Below are 17,395 nucleotides of genomic sequence, written 5' to 3' on the forward strand. Positions count from 1 at the left end.
TCAGCCCTCACGCGTGCCCATGAGGCCCTTCGGGCGGAATATCAGCATCAGCACCAGCAAGACGTAGGGAAGGATGGGGGCCACCTGGGAGATCTTGAGCTCCATCAGCGGGTAGCCGAAGGTGGTGGGCGAAACGCTCACGTTGAGATGGCGCAATGCCGTCAGCACCGACTGGTCCATCGCCACCGCGAAGGTCTGGATGATGCCGATCAGCAGCGACGCCGCGAAGGCGCCAGCCAGCGAGCCGAAGCCACCGACCACGACCACCACGAAGATGATCGGGCCCACCGCTGCCGCCATGCCAGGCTCGGTGACGTAGGCGTTGCCGCCGATCACCCCTGCAAGGCCCGCCAGTGCGGCACCGCCACCGAACACGAGCATGAACACGCGCGGCACGTTGTGGCCGAGCGCTTCCGACATCTCGGGGTGCGTCAGCGCCGACTGGATGATGAGGCCGATGCGCGTCTTCGCCAGCAGCAGCCAGATCGAGACCAGCATCAGCAAGGCCACCAACATCATGAAGCCGCGGTACATCGGGAACTGCGTGCCGTAGAGCGTGAACAGCGGGCCGCTGAGCGAGGGCGGCACCTTGTAGTCCACGGGCAGGCGGCCCCAGGTGAGCTGAACCAGCTCGAGCAGCACGAACGACAGGCCGAAGGTGATCAACAGCTCGGGCACGTGGCCGAACTTGTGCACGCGGCGCAGGAAGAAGCGCTCGAATGCCGCGCCGACCAGGAAGGCCAGCAGCGGCGCCACGATCAGCGCGGGCCAGTAGCCCACGTATTTCATCGTGGTGAACGCGAAATAGGCACCGAGCATGTAGAAGCTCGCGTGGGCGAAATTGAGCACGCCCATCATGCTGAAGATCAGGGTCAAGCCCGAACTCAGCATGAACAGCAACAGCCCGTAGCTGATGCCGTTCAATAGCGATATGGTGAAGAACTCCATCGCGTCGTCAGGTCCGATAAAGGTGAGTGTGGAAAGCTCTTGTGCACGCCCGGGAGGGCATGCGTGGCCGGAGCAACGTCCCGCAAAAAAACGCGCCAGCGTACTACGTGACGCAACGCCGCGCGGTCGCGGTCGAGACACGAAAGCACTCGACTGCACACCAGCGCAGGCAGTGCGCACCGTAGTTCATTTTGGAAAGCCCGCGGCTAGGGACTACCCCGCTGCAACGCACAAAAAGAGGCAAGCCCGTGAAGACTTGCCTCTTGCAAGAGAGATGCGAATGGCGCCTTGAAAAGCCTGCAGATGCAGGCCTTCAAGGCGTGCGCGCAATCAGCCCGGGCGCTTCATCTGGCAGGTGGTCGGGGTGCTGGCCACATAGGGCTCGAACACCTTCTCCTGGTGCCAGGTGTTGCCGGTGTTTTCGCGGTTGACCGGGTTCTTCTTGTCGACCTTGTTCCAGCTGGCGAGGTACAGGGTCTGCTGCAGCTGGTGGTCGGCCGCGCGCATCTGCACTTCACCCGAGTAGGTCTTGACCGACAGGCCTTCCATGGCCTTGGCCACCTTCACCGGATCGGTCGACTTGGCCTTGGCGATGGCACCGCTGAGGATGTCGAACAACGAGATCGAGGTGGCGGTGCTGAAGTCTTCGCCCTTGAAGCGGGTTTCGAAGGCCTTCATCACGTCCTGGTACTCACCCGGCAGGTTGGGGTAGCCCGGGTACACGTAGCGGATCTTGCCCAGGCCGTAGTCGCCGATGGCGGCCGGCGTGCCGGCGGCACCCGCGTAGTAGGTGTACCAGTTGACCGTCAGGCCAGCGTCCTTCGCGGCCTTGAACAGCAGGGCCATGTCGTTGCCCCAGTTGCCGGTGATCACGGTGTCGGCACCCGACTGCTTGATCTTGGCGACGTAGGGAGCGAAGTCCTTCACCTGGGCGATCGGGTGGAGGTCTTCACCGACGATCTGCACATCGGGGCGCTTGCGGGCCAGGTTTTCCTTGGCGAACTTGGCGACCTGGTGGCCGTGCGAGTAGTTCTGGCCAATGATGTAGACCTTCTGGATGTCCTTCCGGTCCTTCATGTAGGTCGTCATGGCTTCCATCTTCATCGACGTGTCTGCGTCGAAGCGGAAGTGCCAGTAGTTGCACTTGCTGTTGGTGAGGTCAGGGTCCACCGCAGCGTAGTTCAGCAGCACGACTTCCTTGCCGGGGTTGCGCTCGTTGTGCTTGCTGATGGCATCGACCAGGGCCATGGCGGGGGCGGAGCCGTTGCCGTTGACGATGTAGCGGATGTTCTGGTCGATCACGGCCTTCAGGACGCTCAGGCTTTCCTGGGCGGAACCCTTGTTGTCGAAGGGAACGATCTCGTACTTCACACCTGCAGGGTTGCCCTTGCCGCTCTTGCGGTCGGCCAAGGCCTGGAAGGTGTGCAAGATGTTCGTGCCGATGTTGGCCATCGGACCCGACAGCGGGTCAACGAATGCCAGCTTGACGGTCTCCCCGGCCTGAGCAAACGCGACGCTCGCGTTGAGCGCCAGTGCCGCGGCCACCGACAAGCCGAACATCTTCTTTGTGAATTTCATGACTTCTCCTTAGTGCCAAAACAAAACCCTATGAACATAACCGAATAGCCCTACAACTCGATTCAAGGATTACCCGGAATCGCACGCTAGTGCAAACCCCCGCTCCCACTCTGCAGAACAGCCAGAAATCAGCTCGGTAGTCGGTGGTCTTTGAATGTCTCCCGCAGCTTGAGTTTCTGGATCTTGCCGGTCGCCGTATGAGGGATTTCCTTGACGAAGGCGACGTCATCGGGGATCTGCCACTTCGCGATACGCCCTTCGAAAAACGCGAGCAGCTCTTCGCGGTTGACCTCCATGCCGGGCTTCTTCACGACGACCAGCAAGGGCCGCTCATCCCACTTCGGGTGCTTGCACGCGATGGCCGCCGCTTCATGTACCGCAGGGTGCGCCATGGCGATGTTCTCGAGGTCGATGGAGCTGATCCATTCGCCGCCGGACTTGATGACGTCCTTGCTGCGGTCGGTGATCTGCATGAAGCCATCGGCATCGATGGTGGCCACGTCGCCGGTCGGGAACCACTCCAGGCCGTCCACCTTCACCAGCGGCGATTCGGGCCGCTGGAAGTAGCTCGCGATGATCCAGGGCCCTCGCACCACGAGGTTGCCCGACGCCTTGCCGTCCCACGGCAGGGGCTTGTTGTCGTCGTCGAGGATCAGCATGTCGACCCCATAGACCACGCGACCCTGCGTGAACTGCAGGCGCTCCCTCGCCTCCTTGCTGAGCGACAGATGCTTGCCCTTGAGCTTGGCCAGCGTGCCCAGCGGCGACATCTCCGTCATGCCCCAGGCGTGGATCACCTCCACGCCGAATTCGTCCTGCAGCGTGCGCAGCATCGACGGCGGGCACGCCGAGCCGCCGATGACGGTGCGCTTGAAGGTGCTGAACTTGAGGTCGTTCTGCTTCACGTAGTTGATGAGCCCGAGCCACACGGTGGGCACGCCCGCGCTGAAGGTCACGTTCTCGGTCTCGAAAAGTTCGTGCAGCGACTTGCCGTCGAGGTGCGGGCCCGGCATCACGAGCTTCGCGCCCACGAGCGCCGCCGAGTACGGCAGCCCCCAGGCGTTGACGTGGAACATGGGCACCACCGGCAGGATGGTGTCGGCCGCCGAGCAACCCAGCGCATCGGGCAAGGCGCTGGCGTAGGCGTGCAGCATCGTTGAACGGTGGCTGTACACGGCACCCTTCGGGTTGCCGGTCGTGCCCGAGGTGTAGCAGATGCTCGACGCCGTGCGCTCGTCGAACTCGGGCCAGGCGTATTGCCCGTTTTCGGCCTCCACCAGCTCCTCGTAGCACAGCAGGCCCGGCAGGCTGCTGCTGGCCGGCATGTGCGCACGGTCGGTCATCAGCACGAAGTGCTTCACGCTCTTGAGCAGCGGTGCGATCTTCTCCACCAGCGGCAGGAAGGTCAGATCGAAGCACAGCACGCGGTCCTTCGCGTCTTCGGCGATCCAGACGATCTGCTCGGGGAAGAGGCGCGGGTTGATGGTGTGGCACACCAGCGCCGAGCCCGAGGCGCCGTAATAGATCTCGAGGTGCCGATAGCCATTCCAGGCGAGCGTGCCGACGCGGTCGCCGGGCTCGCAGCCCAGCCGCGCGAAGGCCTGCGCCAGCTTGCGGGCACGCAGCTCGCAGTCCTTGTAGGTGTAGCGGTGAATGTCTCCTTCGGTGCGCTTGGAGACGATCTCGGTGTCGGCCGCGTGCCGCGCGGCGTGCGTGATGAGCGACGAAATCATCAACGGCATTTCCATCATCTGGCCCATCAGGTGCGCCATGTCCTTACCTCTCGAGATTGCTGCGATGCAGCGGATGATAGGAACGCCTTCCCTCGGCGATTTCTACTGTTTACCCCTAGAGAAATCAGAGCAGGAGCCGCTCGCTACACTGCCGTGATGGTTGAAGTTGTCGATGGCGCGAACGCGTCGGTTGTGCTTGATCGGCGCTGGCCGAATCGCTTTGCAGCGCTGGGGGACCGTTTCTACACGGCCCTGCAGCCACAAGGCCTGCCCGATCCGCACTGGGTCGCCTGGAGCGAGCGCTGCGCCGAGATGCTCGGCCTGCAAAGCGACCGCGAAAGCCTGCTGCAGGTCTTGAGCGGCAACGCTTCCCTGCCTGGCATGAAGCCGCTCGCGAGCGTCTACAGCGGCCACCAGTTCGGCGTGTGGGCCGGGCAGCTCGGCGACGGCCGGGCGCACCTGCTCGGCGAGCTCGACACCGCCAGCGGCCCGATGGAAATCCAGCTCAAGGGTGCCGGACTCACGCCCTACTCGCGCATGGGCGACGGGCGCGCCGTGCTGCGCTCATCGATCCGTGAATTTCTCTGCTCCGAAGCGATGGCCGCACTCGGCGTGCCGACCACGCGCGCGCTGTGCATCACCGGCTCGGCGCTTCCCGTGCGGCGAGAGACGGTCGAGACCGCCGCAGTGGTCACCCGTGTGGCGCCGAGCTTCATCCGCTTCGGCCATTTCGAGCATTTCACGCACACCGCCGACGACCACGACGCGCTGCGCCAGCTCGCCGACTTCGTCATCGAACACCACTACCCCGAGTGCGCCACTTTGGCGCAGCCCTACGCCGCGCTGCTGGAAGCGGTGGCGCGCAAGACGGCCGAGCTGATGGCGTGGTGGCAGGCCATCGGCTTCTGCCACGGCGTGATGAACACTGACAACATGTCGATCCTCGGGCTCACCATCGACTACGGGCCCTTCGGCTTCCTCGATGCGTTCGACCCCGGCCACGTCTGCAACCACTCCGACCACCAGGGCCGCTATGCGTATGCACGCCAGCCCAACGTCGCCTTCTGGAACCTGCACGCCCTGGCGCAGGGCCTGATGCCGCTGATCGAAGACCCCGACGCGGCGCTCGCCGCACTCGAGCCCTACAAGAGCGTGTTCCCGCAGGCCCTCAAGCGCCACATGCGCGCCAAGCTCGGCCTGGCCACGGAGCAGGATGCCGACGCCGAATTGATCGATGGCCTGCTCAAGCTCATGGCCGCCGACCGGGCCGACTTCAGCATCACCTTCCGCCGCCTCGCGCAGTTCAGCAGCGCCGAGGGTGCGCGCAACGACGCGGTGCGCGACCTCTTCCTCGACCGCCCCGCCTTCGACGCCTGGGCGGCGGGCTATAGCGCGCGGCTGCGCGCCGAAGGCAGCGTCGATGAGGAGCGCGCGCAGCGCATGAACCGCGCGAACCCCAAGTTCGTCTTGCGCAACCACCTGGCGGAAGTGGCCATCCGCGCCGCCCGGCAAGGTGACTTCAGCGAGACACACAAGTTGCTGAAAGTTCTGGAGCGTCCCTACGACGAACAGCCCGAGCATTCGGCGTATGCCGATTTCCCGCCCGACTGGGCGCAAGCCATCGAGGTGTCGTGTTCATCATGAGCAAGTACAAGGTTGAAAAGTCAGATGCGGAGTGGCGAGCCCAGCTCGACCCGATGCAATACGAAGTGGCACGCCACGCCGCCACCGAGCGCGCCTTCACCGGCAAGTACTGGGACCACTTCGAGCGTGGCCAGTACAACTGCGTCGGCTGCGGCACGCCGCTCTTCAAGTCGGACACCAAGTTCGACGCCGGCTGCGGCTGGCCGAGCTACTGGGAGCCCATCAACAGCGAGGTGATCGAGCGCGTGGTCGACAAGAGCCACGGCATGGTGCGCATCGAGGTTCGCTGCAACAACTGCGGCTCGCACCTGGGCCATGTGTTCGAAGACGGCCCTGCCCCCACCGGCGACCGCTACTGCATCAATTCGGCGGCGATAGACTTCAAGCCCTCGCCCTGACCCGCCACCCGTGCGCCCCCGCGCGCCCCTGATTCGCGATGAAACTCCTCCTCGACTTCCTGCCGCTGCTGCTCTTCTTCGGTGTCTACATGCTTGCCGGCAGGAATGTCGAATGGGCGACCGGCATCGCCAACCAGTACTTCTCGGGCTTCGTCTCGGGCGGCGTGATCCGGGCGGAAGAAGCGCCCGCGCTGCTGGCGACCATCGCCGTCATCGGCGGCACGCTCATCCAGCTGGCCGCCCTCAAGCTGATGCGCCGCAAGATCGACATGATGTTGTGGATCACGCTGGCGCTCGTGGTCGTGCTGGGCGGCGCCACGGTGTGGTTCCACAACCCGACCTTCATCAAGTGGAAGCCGAGCGGCTATTTCTGGGCGATGGCCGTGGGCCTGTGGCTCAGTCGCGTGGTCTTCAAGAAGAACCTGCTGCGCACGCTGATGGGTGGCGAGATCGAGCTGCCCGACTTCGTGTGGCAGCGCCTGAACATCATCTGGGTCGCCTTCTTCTCGTTCATGGGCTTCCTGAACATCTACGTCGCCTACAGCTACCCCGAGTCGACCTGGGTGACGTTCAAGGTATTCGGCATCACGGTGTGCATGTTCGTCTTCATGGCCGCGCAGGTGATCTTCATCAGCCGCTACCTGAAGGACGAGCCCAAGCCCGCCGAGCCTGCGCCGGCCGACAAGACGCCCTGAGCTGCCATGCCGGTCACCGCCTCGGAGATCGAGGCCGCGCTGCGCGAGCAGCTGCAGCCTGAAGAGCTCGCCATCACCGACGACAGCCACCTGCATGCCGGCCATGCCGGCGCCCGCGAAGGCCGGCACTTCAGCGTGCGCATCGTCAGTAGCCGCTTCGCCGGTGTGGGCCGCTTGAAGCGGCATCGCCTCGTTTATGATGCCCTGCACCTTCTGATGCCCCGTGGCATCCACGCCCTGGCGATCGACGCCCGGGCCCCCGGCGAAGGTTGACGCAACCACAGGCCGTCTCACGAGACGCCGCACGCCCTGGCGACGACACCCCTTCGCCCTCTCCGAGTTCTCCGCCGAAATCTCTCCGTTGAAAGGCATCCGCCCATGAACAAGCTGTCCAACATCGCCCGTGCATCGTTGCTCGTCGTGGCCATCCCTCTGCTGCATGGCTGCGCGGAGCCGGGCAAGTCGAAGGACGAAGTCGCCGGCAACGTGGCGATCGTCAATGGGAAGGCCGTGCCCAAGACCCGCGTCGACGTGCTGCTCCAGCAGGCCACCCGCGGCGGCCAGCCCAAGACGCCGGAACTCGAGGCGCAGGTGAAAGACGAAGTCGTGCTGCGCGAGATGTTCATGCAGGAAGCCGAGAAACGTGGCCTGGCGCGCTCGCCCGACTACAAGGCGCAGATGGAGCTGGCCCGCCAGAGCATCCTGATCCGCGAGCTCTTCAACGACTTCAACAAGAACAACCCGGTGACCGACGCCGAGATCAAGGCCGAGTACGACAAGTTCAAGGCCCAGGCCGGCGGCGCCGAATACCACGCCCGCCACATCCTGGTCGAGAAGGAAGACGAGGCGAAGGACCTGATCAAGGCGCTCAAGGCCGGCGCCAAGTTCGACGAGCTGGCCAAGAAGCACTCGAAGGACCAGGGCTCCGGCGCCAACGGCGGTGACCTCGATTGGGCCGCCCCCGACTCCTACGTGCCCGAATTCGCGAAGGCCCTGTCGGCGCTCAAGAAGGGCGAGCTGACCGAGACGCCGGTCAAGACGCAGTACGGCTACCACATCATCAAGCTCGAAGACACGCGCGAAGCGCAGTTCCCGAGCCTCGAGGAGGTGAAGCCGCGCATCCAGCAGGGCCTGGTCCAGCAGAAGCTCACCAAGTACCGCGACGACATCAAGAGCAAGGCCAAGACCGACTACAAGTTCACCTCGGGCTGATTTCGACTCAGAGACAGAAAAAAGGCGCTCCTCGGAGCGCCTTCTTGTTTTTCAGCTCGTTGCGAGCCTGCCGGCCTCGATCCTCAACTGCCGGTCGCAGCGCGCCGCGATGCTGCGGTCGTGGGTCACCAGCACGAGCGTCGTGCCCGCCTCGCGGTTGAGCTCGAACATGAGCTCCATCACCCGCTCGCCGGTGGCGAAGTCGAGGCTGCCGGTGGGTTCGTCGGCGAGCAGCACCGCGGGCTTCACCACGAAGGCCCGCGCAAGCGCCACACGCTGCTGCTCGCCGCCCGAGAGCACCTTCGGGTAGTGCGTGAGCCGCTCCCCCAGGCCCACCCGGTGCAGCATCTCCTGCGCCTGCAGGCGTGCATCGACCCGCCCCTGCAGCTCCAGCGGCAGCATCACGTTTTCCAGCGCCGTCAGGTTGCCCAGCAGCTGGAAGCTCTGGAACACGAAGCCGAGCTTCGCGGCACGCGCGGCGGCGCGGGCGTCTTCGTCGAGGGCAAACAAATCGGTGCCGGCGAGGCGAACCGTACCGCTCGTCGGCGTATCCAAGCCCGCGATGATCGACAGCAGCGTGCTCTTGCCCGAGCCGCTGGCGCCGACGATCGCGGCCGATTGCCGCGGTGCCAGCGTGAAGTCGATGTCATGCAGTATCGTCAACGGGCCGCTCACGTCCTGCACTTGCTTGGTGACGTGTTCGACGGCAATGATGGATTCGGACATGGATCAGAAGATGGAATCGAAAACGACGGCGATGAAGCGCAGATCGCTGCTGGCCCACTGTACCGCGCTTGCGCTGGTGGCCACATCGGCGGGGCTGCCCGCCTGGGCCGCGACCCGCCACACCATCCTCATCGTGGGCGACAGCCTGTCGGCCGAATACGGCATCGAGCGCGGCAAGGGCTGGGTCGCCCTGCTGGAAAAGCAGCTCGCGCAAGACAAGCAGAACGCGACCATCGTCAACGCCAGCATCAGCGGCGACACCACCTCGGGTGGTCGCTCGCGCCTGCCTGGGCTGCTCAAGCAGCACCAGCCCACGCTGGTGGTGATCGAGCTCGGCGCCAACGACGCCCTGCGCGGCCTGCCGCTCAACACGGCGCGCGACAACCTGCTCGCGATGGCGCGCGCGTCCAAGGCCGCCGGCGCAAAGGTGCTGATCGTCGGGATGCAGGTGCCGCCCAACTACGGCCGGCGCTACAGCGATGACTTCGCGGCCCTCTTCGGCACCGTGGCCAAGGCGGAGAACGTGGCGCTCGTGCCCTTCCTGCTGAAAGGGGTGGCCGACGTGGCCGAGCCGGAGAAGCTCTTCCAGGCCGACCGCATCCACCCGACGGCACAGGCCCACCCGACCATGCTGGCCAACGTGTGGGCCGGGCTGAAGCCGCTGCTGCGCTGAGCGGAGCAGCAGGCTTCCTGTCTCAGCGCATGCGTTCGCCGCGTTCCGGCCGCTCGCCGCGGTCGGGGCGGTCGGGCCGTTCACGGTCTTCCCGCACACGCGGCACCTGGGCATCGCGCTGAGGCGGCGCCATCGGCGGCCGCGCAGCAGGCGGCTGCACAGGCGCCATTTGCGGCGGCGGCAACGGCCGCATCTGCGGAGGTTGAGGCTGGGGCTGCGGCGCAGGAGGAGCGGGCATCGGCCGCGGCTGCGGCGCCTGCACCTGCGGCGGTGCCATGCGCGGCGGCTCGGGCCGCTCGCGCGGCTCGGTGCGGCGCTCGTCAGGGCGACGCTCATCCGGCCGACGCTCGTCGGAGCGGCGATCGTCCGGGCGCCGGTCCGGCGCACCGACACCAGGCCGCCCGATGAAGCCGGGCTGCGGCGGCTGCGCCGGTTGAGCGGGCTGCTGCACCGGCTGAGGCGGCGGCGGTGTCGGACGGCCGATCTGCGCATCCCGCCCACCACGCCCATCGCGGCCGTTCTGGTCATCGCGACCGTTGCGCCAGTCTCGCCCATCACGTGGGTCCCGGCCATCGCGGGCGTCTCGCCCGTCGCGCGCCTCACGCCCATCTCGCCAGTCACGCCCGTCCCGCGGGTCGCGTTGCTCGCGGGGGTCACGGCCATCACGCGGGTCACGATCCGGTGTGCGAGGCGCCGAGATCACGGCCGGCGGCCGCGGGCCACCCGCTTCCGCATCGCGGCCCGTCACGGGGCGAGGCATGCCGGGGCGCGATGCGCGCGGGTCGACCACCTGCCGCGGCGTGCCCGGCTCGAATCGCGGCGGCGCCACGACCGGCGGCTGGGCCCGCGGCCGCTCGTTGTGGAACTCGCGCAAGGTGCGCTCATTGACCGGCGTGTACGCCCGCCCGACGGGCTGGCGGCGCTCCACCACCTGCGACGGCACCACCGTCACCGCCTGCGGCAGGCCGCGGTTCACGTAGCGGGTGTTGGCCATCACCTGGCCGGGGTTGTTGATGATCGTCGTGACGTTGGTGACGCGCGTGACGTGGGTGATGTTGACGTTTTGCACGTAGCGGGGGCTCACGCGGTAGCCGGGCACGTAGACCTCGCGCGGCCCGAGCGGGAACCAGCCCACCGTCGGCGCGCTGCCGACCCGCACCGACACGTTCACCCCCGGGCGGCCCACCCACGCCACGAGCGCCGGTGCATACACCGGCCGTGCCACGTAGCGGCCGGGCGCCCAGCACCAGGCATTGCGATACCAGACCCAGCGGCCGTAGTGGAACGGTGCGAAGCCCCAGGGCGCATCGTCGACCCAGGTCCAGCCCCAGGGGTGGATCCAGGCCCAGTGGCCCATGCGGTACGGCGCCCAGCCGGCGACCACGGTGCGGGGGATCCAGATGGCACCGTACTCGGTGCCCGATTCCCAGCGGCCATGCCGATCGAGGTCTTCCACGCCTGTCATCTCGGGCGAGACGTAGCGCGACGACACGCTTCGCTCGTCGCGCGCGGTGTCGGCAGCGACCCAGCTTGCGAACTCATCGCGGCGAGGATCGGTGATCGAGTACTGCGGCGCACCGCGCTCACGCCAGAACTCGACGCGCTGGCCCGGCTGCACCGGCAGCGCCGTGCCATCGGCCTCGTAGCGGGCCAGCCCGTCGGAGACGGTGACGACGCTGGTGTTGTCGTCGCGGTCGAAGCGGTACTGGCCGGCACGCTCGGTGACGAAGGTGCCTTCATCGGTGCGCAGGCTGAATTCATCGGCCGCCTCGCGGGTGCGCAGGCGCGCGGCGAGGCTGCCGCCGTGCAGGTGCAGGCTCAGGCGATCGTCGTCGAGGCGCAGCACTTCCACTTCGGTGTCGGCACCCAGGTGCAGCACGGTCGACCCGATGCGCACTTCGGCCCGGCCGTCTTTCTCGGTGGACAGGCGATCGCCGGTCGTGACCGGCCGGTTGCGCACGGCGGTGATCCACTCCTGGGTGTCGGTGGCGTAGATCCACACCTGGCCCCGCACGTCGGCCACCCGGCCAGCCCGGCTTGGCGGGTCGTCGGCCTCGGCCGCGCCGGCCGGCAGCACCAGCAGGCTCAGCAGCATCAGGCCGACCAGGAGGCCCAGCCACTGGGCGAACGCAGGGCGGGGGGCCGCGAAGGAGGTTTGTTTCATGGGCATGTCTCGCGTTCGAGCGCCGGCAATGAGCCGCGGTTCCGCTTCAACGCGCCCCGCGCGCCCTGCGCTGACCACAGAAACGTTTCTTCGCAATCGGGCCGCGTTCAGCAACTCAATCGTCGTCGGCCGGGTCCAGTTCGGGGAACAGCACGCTCGTGAAGCCGAAGCGGCGGAAGTCGCGCACCCGCATCGGGTAAAGCTTGCCGATGAGGTGGTCGCATTCGTGCTGCACCACGCGCGCATGGAAGCCATCGGCCTCGCGGTCGATGCGCTCGCCGCGTGGGCCGAAGCCGGTGTAGCGGATGCGAGCGAAACGCGGCACCACGCCGCGCATGCCGGGCACCGAGAGGCAGCCTTCCCAGCCCTCTTCCTCGTCGTCGGACAAGGGCGTGATCTGCGGGTTGAGCAGCACCGTCTCGGGCACCGGCGGCGCGTCGGGGTAACGCTCGTTCTTCTTGAAGCCGAAGATCACGAGCGCCAGGTCCACGCCGATCTGCGGCGCCGCCAGCCCGGCCCCGTTGGCGGCATGCATGGTGTCGAACATGTCGGCGATCAGCGCATGCAGCTCGGGGGTGTCGAACTGCTGCACCGGCTTGGCGACGCGCAGCAGGCGCGGGTCGCCCATCTTCAGGATGTCTCGTATGGCCATGCCGGCATTCTGGTTCAGGAGAGCGAGCAGGTGAAGCTCGAGGCCAATGCCTCGTTGCCGGCAACGTAGCGTGCGAAGGTGGGGAAGCGGCACAAGGGGCGCGTCCTCAGCTGCCCGTTCGCATCGGGGCCGAAGACCACCAGGCTGCGCGACGAGGGCCGGGAATTCGTCTCGACCCACTGCACCGTGGCATCGAAATAATCGACGAAGAAAGGCCCCACGCCGCCGCCGCAATGCTGCACCCCGGGCAGCAGGAAGAGTTCCATGTTGGCGTCGCGCACTGCGTCGCCACCCGACATGACGCCGGCCTCCACGAAGTACTTCACCGAGCCCTTGTAGCTGATGGCCCAGTCGTGCGTGCCATGCACCAGCACCAGCTTGCGCCCCTGGGCGAAGAAGGTGGTGAGGTTGGGCGATGCGTCCAGCGTGGCCGCGGCCGCGGCGAGCTGTGGCTGGAAGTTGGCCGGCGAGAAGTTGGCGAGCGTGTTGTAGCTCGGGTCGTTGGCCAGCCAGTAGCGCACCAGGCCGTCGGCGAAGATGAACTGGTTGGCCAGCGGCTGGTTGGGCGGGTTGCCGATCCAGCCCGGCCAGCCGATGTCTTCACCACCCGGGCTCCAGCCGGGGTAGACCAGCGTGCCGTTGGGCAAGCGGTACTCGGAGTAGATGGTGCGCGCGGCCGCCACCTGCGGGGCGGTGAGGCAGCTGTCGTTGTCGGCGCCGGTGCATTGCAGCGAGCCCGGGTCGAAGTTGCAGGCCCAGGGCTGACCGACCAGGCCGTCTCGCAGCCCGTCGTTCAAGTCGCACTGGTTGACCGCCGCGGTGGCGATGGCGCGGGCCTTGTTCGAGTTGATCGCCGCTCCTGGCGCGCTGTAGGCCTGCGCATTGCGGATGAAGGCCTGGAAGAGCTCGGTGAAGCTCACGGCCGGCATGATCGCGAGGATGCCGTCGTAGTCGGCGGGGTAGCGACTGGCCGCGATCAGCGCCTCGCGCCCGCCGTTGGAGCAGCCCTGGAAGTAATGGCGCTGCGCATCGCGGCCGTAGCGGCGCCGCACCAGCTCCTTGGCCACACCGAGGGTCGTGTGGGCCGAGAGGTAGCCGAAGTCGTTCTTCGCCTGCGTGTTGTTGAGTGCCCAGGACGCATCGAGCGGGTCACCCACATGCCCGCCGTTGGAGGCAACGCGCACGTACGAAGAGATCGAGGCCTGCGGCACGAGCTGCAGCACGCCGTCCCAGCCGCCACCGCCGTTCTGCACCAGCTTGTTGTTCCATTGCGTGGGCAGGTGGACTTCGAACAGGAAGCCCGGCCGCACCGAGCCTTCGACACGGCAGTACTCGCCGATGCCGCCGTTGGCCGGCACGACCGTCGCGCGGCTGATGGCGGCGCCGGCCACCGTCTGCCCGGCGAGGCTGGTGCACGGGTTCGCGGCGGCAGAGCTCTCGCCGCCGCCGCAGGCCGCCAGCCCGAGGGCCAGCAGCGTGAGGGTCGCCCATCGAATGGGGTGCTGGGTCTGATGCATGGCGTCCTCCCTGGATGCTTGACCGCATGGCTTTGCGACATTCTGCGGCTGTGTTAGCTTTCGCCCCCTGCCGGCCCGCCAGAAAATGCAGCCGGGTTTGCAACTGGCTGTACCTTGAGATCCTTCCTGCGTTCATGGCGAGTCTTGTGGCTGGCGCTGGCCTTGGTGGCTGCGCCCCAGCTCTCGTACCTGCACGCGCTCTCGCACCACGGCTCCGCCGACGTGCACCAGGCCGGCGGCGACGATCGCCAGCAAGCGCCCGACAAGGCCTGCGAGGTCTGCCTCACCCTCGCCCACCTCGGGCAGGCGCTGGCCAGCCAGCACGGATGGGCCGTCATGGCCGCCGAGGCGGTGCTGCCGGGCGTCACCGCCATCGCCTCCGCGGCCCAGCGCCCGCCGGCGCACTTCCAGGCCCGCGCCCCGCCCGTCTTCCTGTGACCTGAGCCCCGGCTTGCGCACTGCAAGTCACCGCACCACCGCGGCCTTCTGCAGCGGTGGGGGCCTTCCATTCTTCAGACACAGGACTTCGTTCTCATGTTCGCTTTCCGCTTTGCGGTTGCAGGCGCCTGCCTGGCCGCGTCCCTTCCCTCGTTCGTCTCCGCCCAACAAGCCACCCCGCCAGCCACCCCGGCCTCCACGCCGTCGTCTTCGTTCAACCCGGCCATCTCGCTCATCCTCAACGGCACCTACGCCAGGCTTTCGCGCGACCCCGAGACCTACCGCTTCCAGGGCTTCATCCCGAGCGGCGGCGAGATCGGCCCCGGCGGGCGCAGCTTCCAGCTCGGCGAATCGGAGCTCACCCTCACCGCTGCCATCGACCCCACCTTCAACGGCCGCTTCACCGCCGCCGTGACGCCCGAGAACGAGGTCGAGGTGGAAGAGGCCTGGTTCGAACGCACCGGCCTCTTCAACGGCGCCACGCTCAAAGGCGGCCGCTTCCTGTCGTCCATCGGCTACCTGAACGGCCAGCATGCCCACGCCTGGGACTTCGCCGATGCACCGCTGGCCTACCAGGCCTTCTTCGGCGGCGCCTTCAAGAACGACGGCCTGCAACTGCGCTGGCTCGCCCCGACCGACCGTTTCATCGAGCTGGGCGCCGAGGTCGGCGCGGGCCGCAGCTTCCCCGGCAGCGACACCTCGCGCAACGGCGCCGGCGTCTTCGCGCTCACCGCGCACCTGGGCGATGACCTCGGCGCGAGCTCGAGCTGGCGCGCAGGCGTGTCATGGCTGCGCCATCGCGCGACCGACCGGGCCTTCGAAGACACCGATGCCGGCGGCACGGCCATCGTCAACAGCTTCACCGGCCGCAGCACGACCTGGGTGCTCGATGCCGTCTACAAGTGGGCGCCGCAGGGCAACGCGACCCAGCGCAACCTGAAGGTCCAGGCCGAGTATTTCCAGCGTCGCGAGAGCGGCGACCTGAGCTTCGACAACGACTCGGCCGTGGGCGGCCCGTTCAGCGACAGCTACCGCAGCCGGCAAAGCGGCTGGTACGCGCAGGCGGTCTACCAGTTCATGCCCCGCTGGCGCGCGGGCGCACGCTATGACCGGCTCGACTCGGGCACCGCGCGCATCGGCCTGGTCGACAACGGCACGCTCACCGCGGCCGACTTCCCGTCGCTTGCCAAGGCCACGCCAGAGCGCAGCACCGTGATGCTCGACTACGCCCCCTCGGAGTTCAGCCGCGTGCGCCTGCAGTTCGCCGCCGACCGCAGCCGAGGCGACGGGACCGACCGCCAGGTCTTCCTGCAGTACATCATGAGCCTCGGCGCCCATGGTGCTCACACGTTCTGAGGAGACCTCGATGCTTCGACATCTCTTGTGCGCGGCCTTGCTGGGCGTCGGCCTGCACGCGCAGGCGGCCCTCAAGGTCGTCGCCTGCGAGCCGGAGTGGGCAGCACTCGCCACCGAGCTCGGCGGCGACAAGCTGGAGGTCTCGTCGGCCACCACGGCCTTGCAGGACCCGCATCGCATCGAGGCCCGTCCGAGCCTCATCGCCCGGGTGCGCAACGCCGACCTGCTCGTCTGCACCGGCATGGAGCTCGAGGTGGGCTGGCTGCCGGTGCTGCTGCAGCAGTCGGGCAATGCGAAGGTGGCACCGGGTGCGCCGGGCCACTTCGAGGCGGGCCGGTACGTCGCTGCGCTCGACGTGCCGGCGCGCCTGGACCGCAGCGACGGTGACGTGCATGCCGCCGGCAACCCGCACATCCAGCTCGACCCGCGCAACATCGCACTCGTGGCCAAGGCCCTGGCCGAGCGACTGGCGCAGCTCGATGCCGCCAACGCACGTGTCTACCAGGAGCGACAAGTCGCCTTTGCCGCACGCTGGGCCGAGGCGCTGCGCCGGTGGGAGCAGCAGGCCGCGCCGCTCAAGGGGCTTCCTGTGGTCGTGCACCACAAGAACATGAGCTACCTGTGGCACTGGCTGGGCATGCGCGAAGTCGGCACGCTGGAACCCAAACCCGGACTCGAGCCGAGCGCGGGCCACCTCGGGGCACTGAAGGCGCAGCTCGCGAAGCAGCCGGCACGGCTCGTGGTGCGCGCGGCCTACCAGGACCCACGGGCGTCGCAGTGGCTGTCGGAGCAGGCGCGCATCCCGGCCGTGGCGTTGCCGTTCACGGTGGGCGGCAACGAGCAGGCGAAGGACCTCGTCGGCCTCTTCGACAGCACGCTCTCGCTGCTGCTCGCGGCGACGCGATGAACCACGACCTCGCCATCCTGCTCGCGCCGTTCGTGGCGGGCCTGCTGGTGCTCGCCACGCACGTGCCGATGGGCGCTCAGGTGCTCCAGCGCGGCATCGTGTTCATCGACCTTGCGATCGCACAGATCGCGGCCCTCGGTGTGATCGTGGCGGGCCTGCTCGAGCTGCCGTCGGGCGGCTGGCAGATGCAGGCGGCGGCGGCAAGCTCGGCCATCGCCGGCGCCCTGCTGCTGACGTGGACGGAGCGGCGCTGGCCCGAGGTGCAGGAAGCGCAGATCGGCGTGCTCTTCGTGCTGGCCGCCACCGCCGGCATCCTGCTGCTGGCGAAGAACCCGCACGGCGGCGAGCACCTGCGTGACCTGCTCGCCGGGCAGATCCTCTGGGTGGGCTTCGGCCAACTCGCCGTGCCGGCAGCGCTCACCGCGCTGATCCTTGCCATGTGGTTCGGCTGGCACGCGCGGCTGCCGCGGCTGGGCTTCTACCTGCTGTTCGCGCTGGCCGTCACGGTGTCGGTGCAGCTGGTGGGCGTGTACCTGGTCTTCGCCAGCCTGATCGTGCCGGCCCTCGGAGTGCGGCAGCACGCGCAAGCGCGGCGCCTGCCGCTGGCCTATGCCATCGGCATTGGCGGCTACGCGCTCGGGCTCGTGCTGTCGGCGGTGTTCGACCTGCCGAGCGGTGCCTTGATCGTGTGGTGCCTCGCGGTGCTGGCCGTGCTCGCGCACGCCAGCTCGCCGCGGCGCTCGGTGGGGTGACT

General features: G+C 67.5%; 17 protein-coding genes. 10 read left to right on the forward strand and 7 right to left on the reverse strand.

The window, feature by feature from the left end:
• The 3 genes from JI745_RS04080 to JI745_RS04090 form a co-directional block, all read right to left on the reverse strand.
• The gene (locus JI745_RS04080) at positions 1-948 is read right to left on the reverse strand and encodes a branched-chain amino acid ABC transporter permease (RefSeq protein ID WP_201803962.1); all 948 of its coding nucleotides are present in this window, start codon (positions 946-948) and stop codon (positions 1-3) included.
• Between the two features lie 330 nt (positions 949-1,278).
• Positions 1,279-2,526 (reverse strand): branched-chain amino acid ABC transporter substrate-binding protein, encoded by a 1,248-nt coding sequence (locus JI745_RS04085; protein ID WP_201803963.1) that lies wholly within the window; start codon positions 2,524-2,526, stop codon positions 1,279-1,281.
• A 128-nt stretch (positions 2,527-2,654) separates the two neighbouring features.
• A complete protein-coding gene (locus JI745_RS04090; RefSeq protein WP_201803964.1) occupies positions 2,655-4,298 on the reverse strand; it encodes a 3-(methylthio)propionyl-CoA ligase in 1,644 nt (547 codons plus the stop codon).
• Positions 4,299-4,415: 117 nt separating this feature from the next.
• Between JI745_RS04090 and JI745_RS04095 the strand changes: the two genes are divergently transcribed.
• The 5 genes from JI745_RS04095 (at position 4,416) to JI745_RS04115 (ending at position 8,208) form a co-directional block, all read left to right on the forward strand.
• Positions 4,416-5,903, forward strand: a complete 1,488-nt coding sequence (locus JI745_RS04095; protein ID WP_201803965.1) for a YdiU family protein — start codon at positions 4,416-4,418, stop codon at positions 5,901-5,903.
• Positions 5,900-6,301, forward strand: a complete 402-nt coding sequence (gene msrB / locus JI745_RS04100) for a peptide-methionine (R)-S-oxide reductase MsrB (RefSeq protein ID WP_201803966.1) — start codon at positions 5,900-5,902, stop codon at positions 6,299-6,301. Before JI745_RS04095 ends, msrB begins: the two co-directional genes overlap by 4 nt.
• A 38-nt stretch (positions 6,302-6,339) precedes the next feature.
• Complete coding sequence (locus JI745_RS04105; RefSeq protein WP_201803967.1) at positions 6,340-6,996, forward strand: septation protein A; 657 nt, start codon at positions 6,340-6,342, stop codon at positions 6,994-6,996.
• Positions 6,997-7,002: 6 nt separating this feature from the next.
• Entirely contained in the window at positions 7,003-7,269 is a 267-nt protein-coding gene (locus JI745_RS04110) for a BolA family transcriptional regulator (RefSeq protein ID WP_201803969.1), read from the forward strand.
• A gap of 105 nt (positions 7,270-7,374) precedes the next feature.
• Positions 7,375-8,208: a peptidylprolyl isomerase gene (locus JI745_RS04115; protein WP_201803970.1), complete on the forward strand. Its 834-nt coding sequence runs from the start codon at positions 7,375-7,377 to the stop codon at positions 8,206-8,208.
• A gap of 51 nt (positions 8,209-8,259) precedes the next feature.
• Here the strand turns inward: JI745_RS04115 and JI745_RS04120 are convergent, their stop codons facing one another.
• Positions 8,260-8,934, reverse strand: coding sequence for an ABC transporter ATP-binding protein (locus JI745_RS04120; RefSeq protein ID WP_201803976.1), 675 nt, complete (start codon positions 8,932-8,934; stop codon positions 8,260-8,262).
• Here JI745_RS04120 and JI745_RS04125 point away from each other — a divergent pair.
• The gene (locus tag JI745_RS04125) at positions 8,933-9,607 is read left to right on the forward strand and encodes an arylesterase (RefSeq protein WP_236674898.1); all 675 of its coding nucleotides are present in this window, start codon (positions 8,933-8,935) and stop codon (positions 9,605-9,607) included. The two genes, JI745_RS04120 and JI745_RS04125, sit on opposite strands and share 2 nt — an antisense overlap.
• A 22-nt stretch (positions 9,608-9,629) precedes the next feature.
• Here the strand turns inward: JI745_RS04125 and JI745_RS04130 are convergent, their stop codons facing one another.
• From JI745_RS04130 to JI745_RS04140, 3 genes are all read right to left on the reverse strand, one after another.
• Positions 9,630-11,771 (reverse strand): DUF6600 domain-containing protein, encoded by a 2,142-nt coding sequence (locus tag JI745_RS04130; protein ID WP_201803977.1) that lies wholly within the window; start codon positions 11,769-11,771, stop codon positions 9,630-9,632.
• 115 nt (positions 11,772-11,886) lie between these two features.
• Positions 11,887-12,423, reverse strand: coding sequence for a peptide deformylase (def, locus tag JI745_RS04135; RefSeq protein ID WP_201803979.1), 537 nt, complete (start codon positions 12,421-12,423; stop codon positions 11,887-11,889).
• Between the two features lie 14 nt (positions 12,424-12,437).
• Positions 12,438-13,940 (reverse strand): tannase/feruloyl esterase family alpha/beta hydrolase, encoded by a 1,503-nt coding sequence (locus tag JI745_RS04140; RefSeq protein WP_201803981.1) that lies wholly within the window; start codon positions 13,938-13,940, stop codon positions 12,438-12,440.
• Positions 13,941-14,102: 162 nt separating this feature from the next.
• Here JI745_RS04140 and JI745_RS04145 point away from each other — a divergent pair, with 162 nt between their 5' ends.
• From JI745_RS04145 to JI745_RS04160, 4 genes are all read left to right on the forward strand, one after another.
• Positions 14,103-14,378, forward strand: coding sequence for a hypothetical protein (locus tag JI745_RS04145; RefSeq protein WP_201803983.1), 276 nt, complete (start codon positions 14,103-14,105; stop codon positions 14,376-14,378).
• A 96-nt stretch (positions 14,379-14,474) separates the two neighbouring features.
• Entirely contained in the window at positions 14,475-15,734 is a 1,260-nt protein-coding gene (locus tag JI745_RS04150; RefSeq protein WP_201803985.1) for a TonB-dependent receptor, read from the forward strand.
• 10 nt (positions 15,735-15,744) lie between these two features.
• The gene (locus tag JI745_RS04155) at positions 15,745-16,641 is read left to right on the forward strand and encodes a metal ABC transporter solute-binding protein, Zn/Mn family (RefSeq protein ID WP_201803987.1); all 897 of its coding nucleotides are present in this window, start codon (positions 15,745-15,747) and stop codon (positions 16,639-16,641) included.
• A complete protein-coding gene (locus JI745_RS04160; RefSeq protein WP_201803990.1) occupies positions 16,638-17,393 on the forward strand; it encodes a metal ABC transporter permease in 756 nt (251 codons plus the stop codon). Before JI745_RS04155 ends, JI745_RS04160 begins: the two co-directional genes overlap by 4 nt.
• The last annotated feature ends 2 nt before the right edge of the window (positions 17,394-17,395 follow it).

Source organism: Piscinibacter sp. HJYY11, assembly GCF_016735515.1.
GTDB lineage: Bacteria > Pseudomonadota > Gammaproteobacteria > Burkholderiales > Burkholderiaceae_C > Rhizobacter.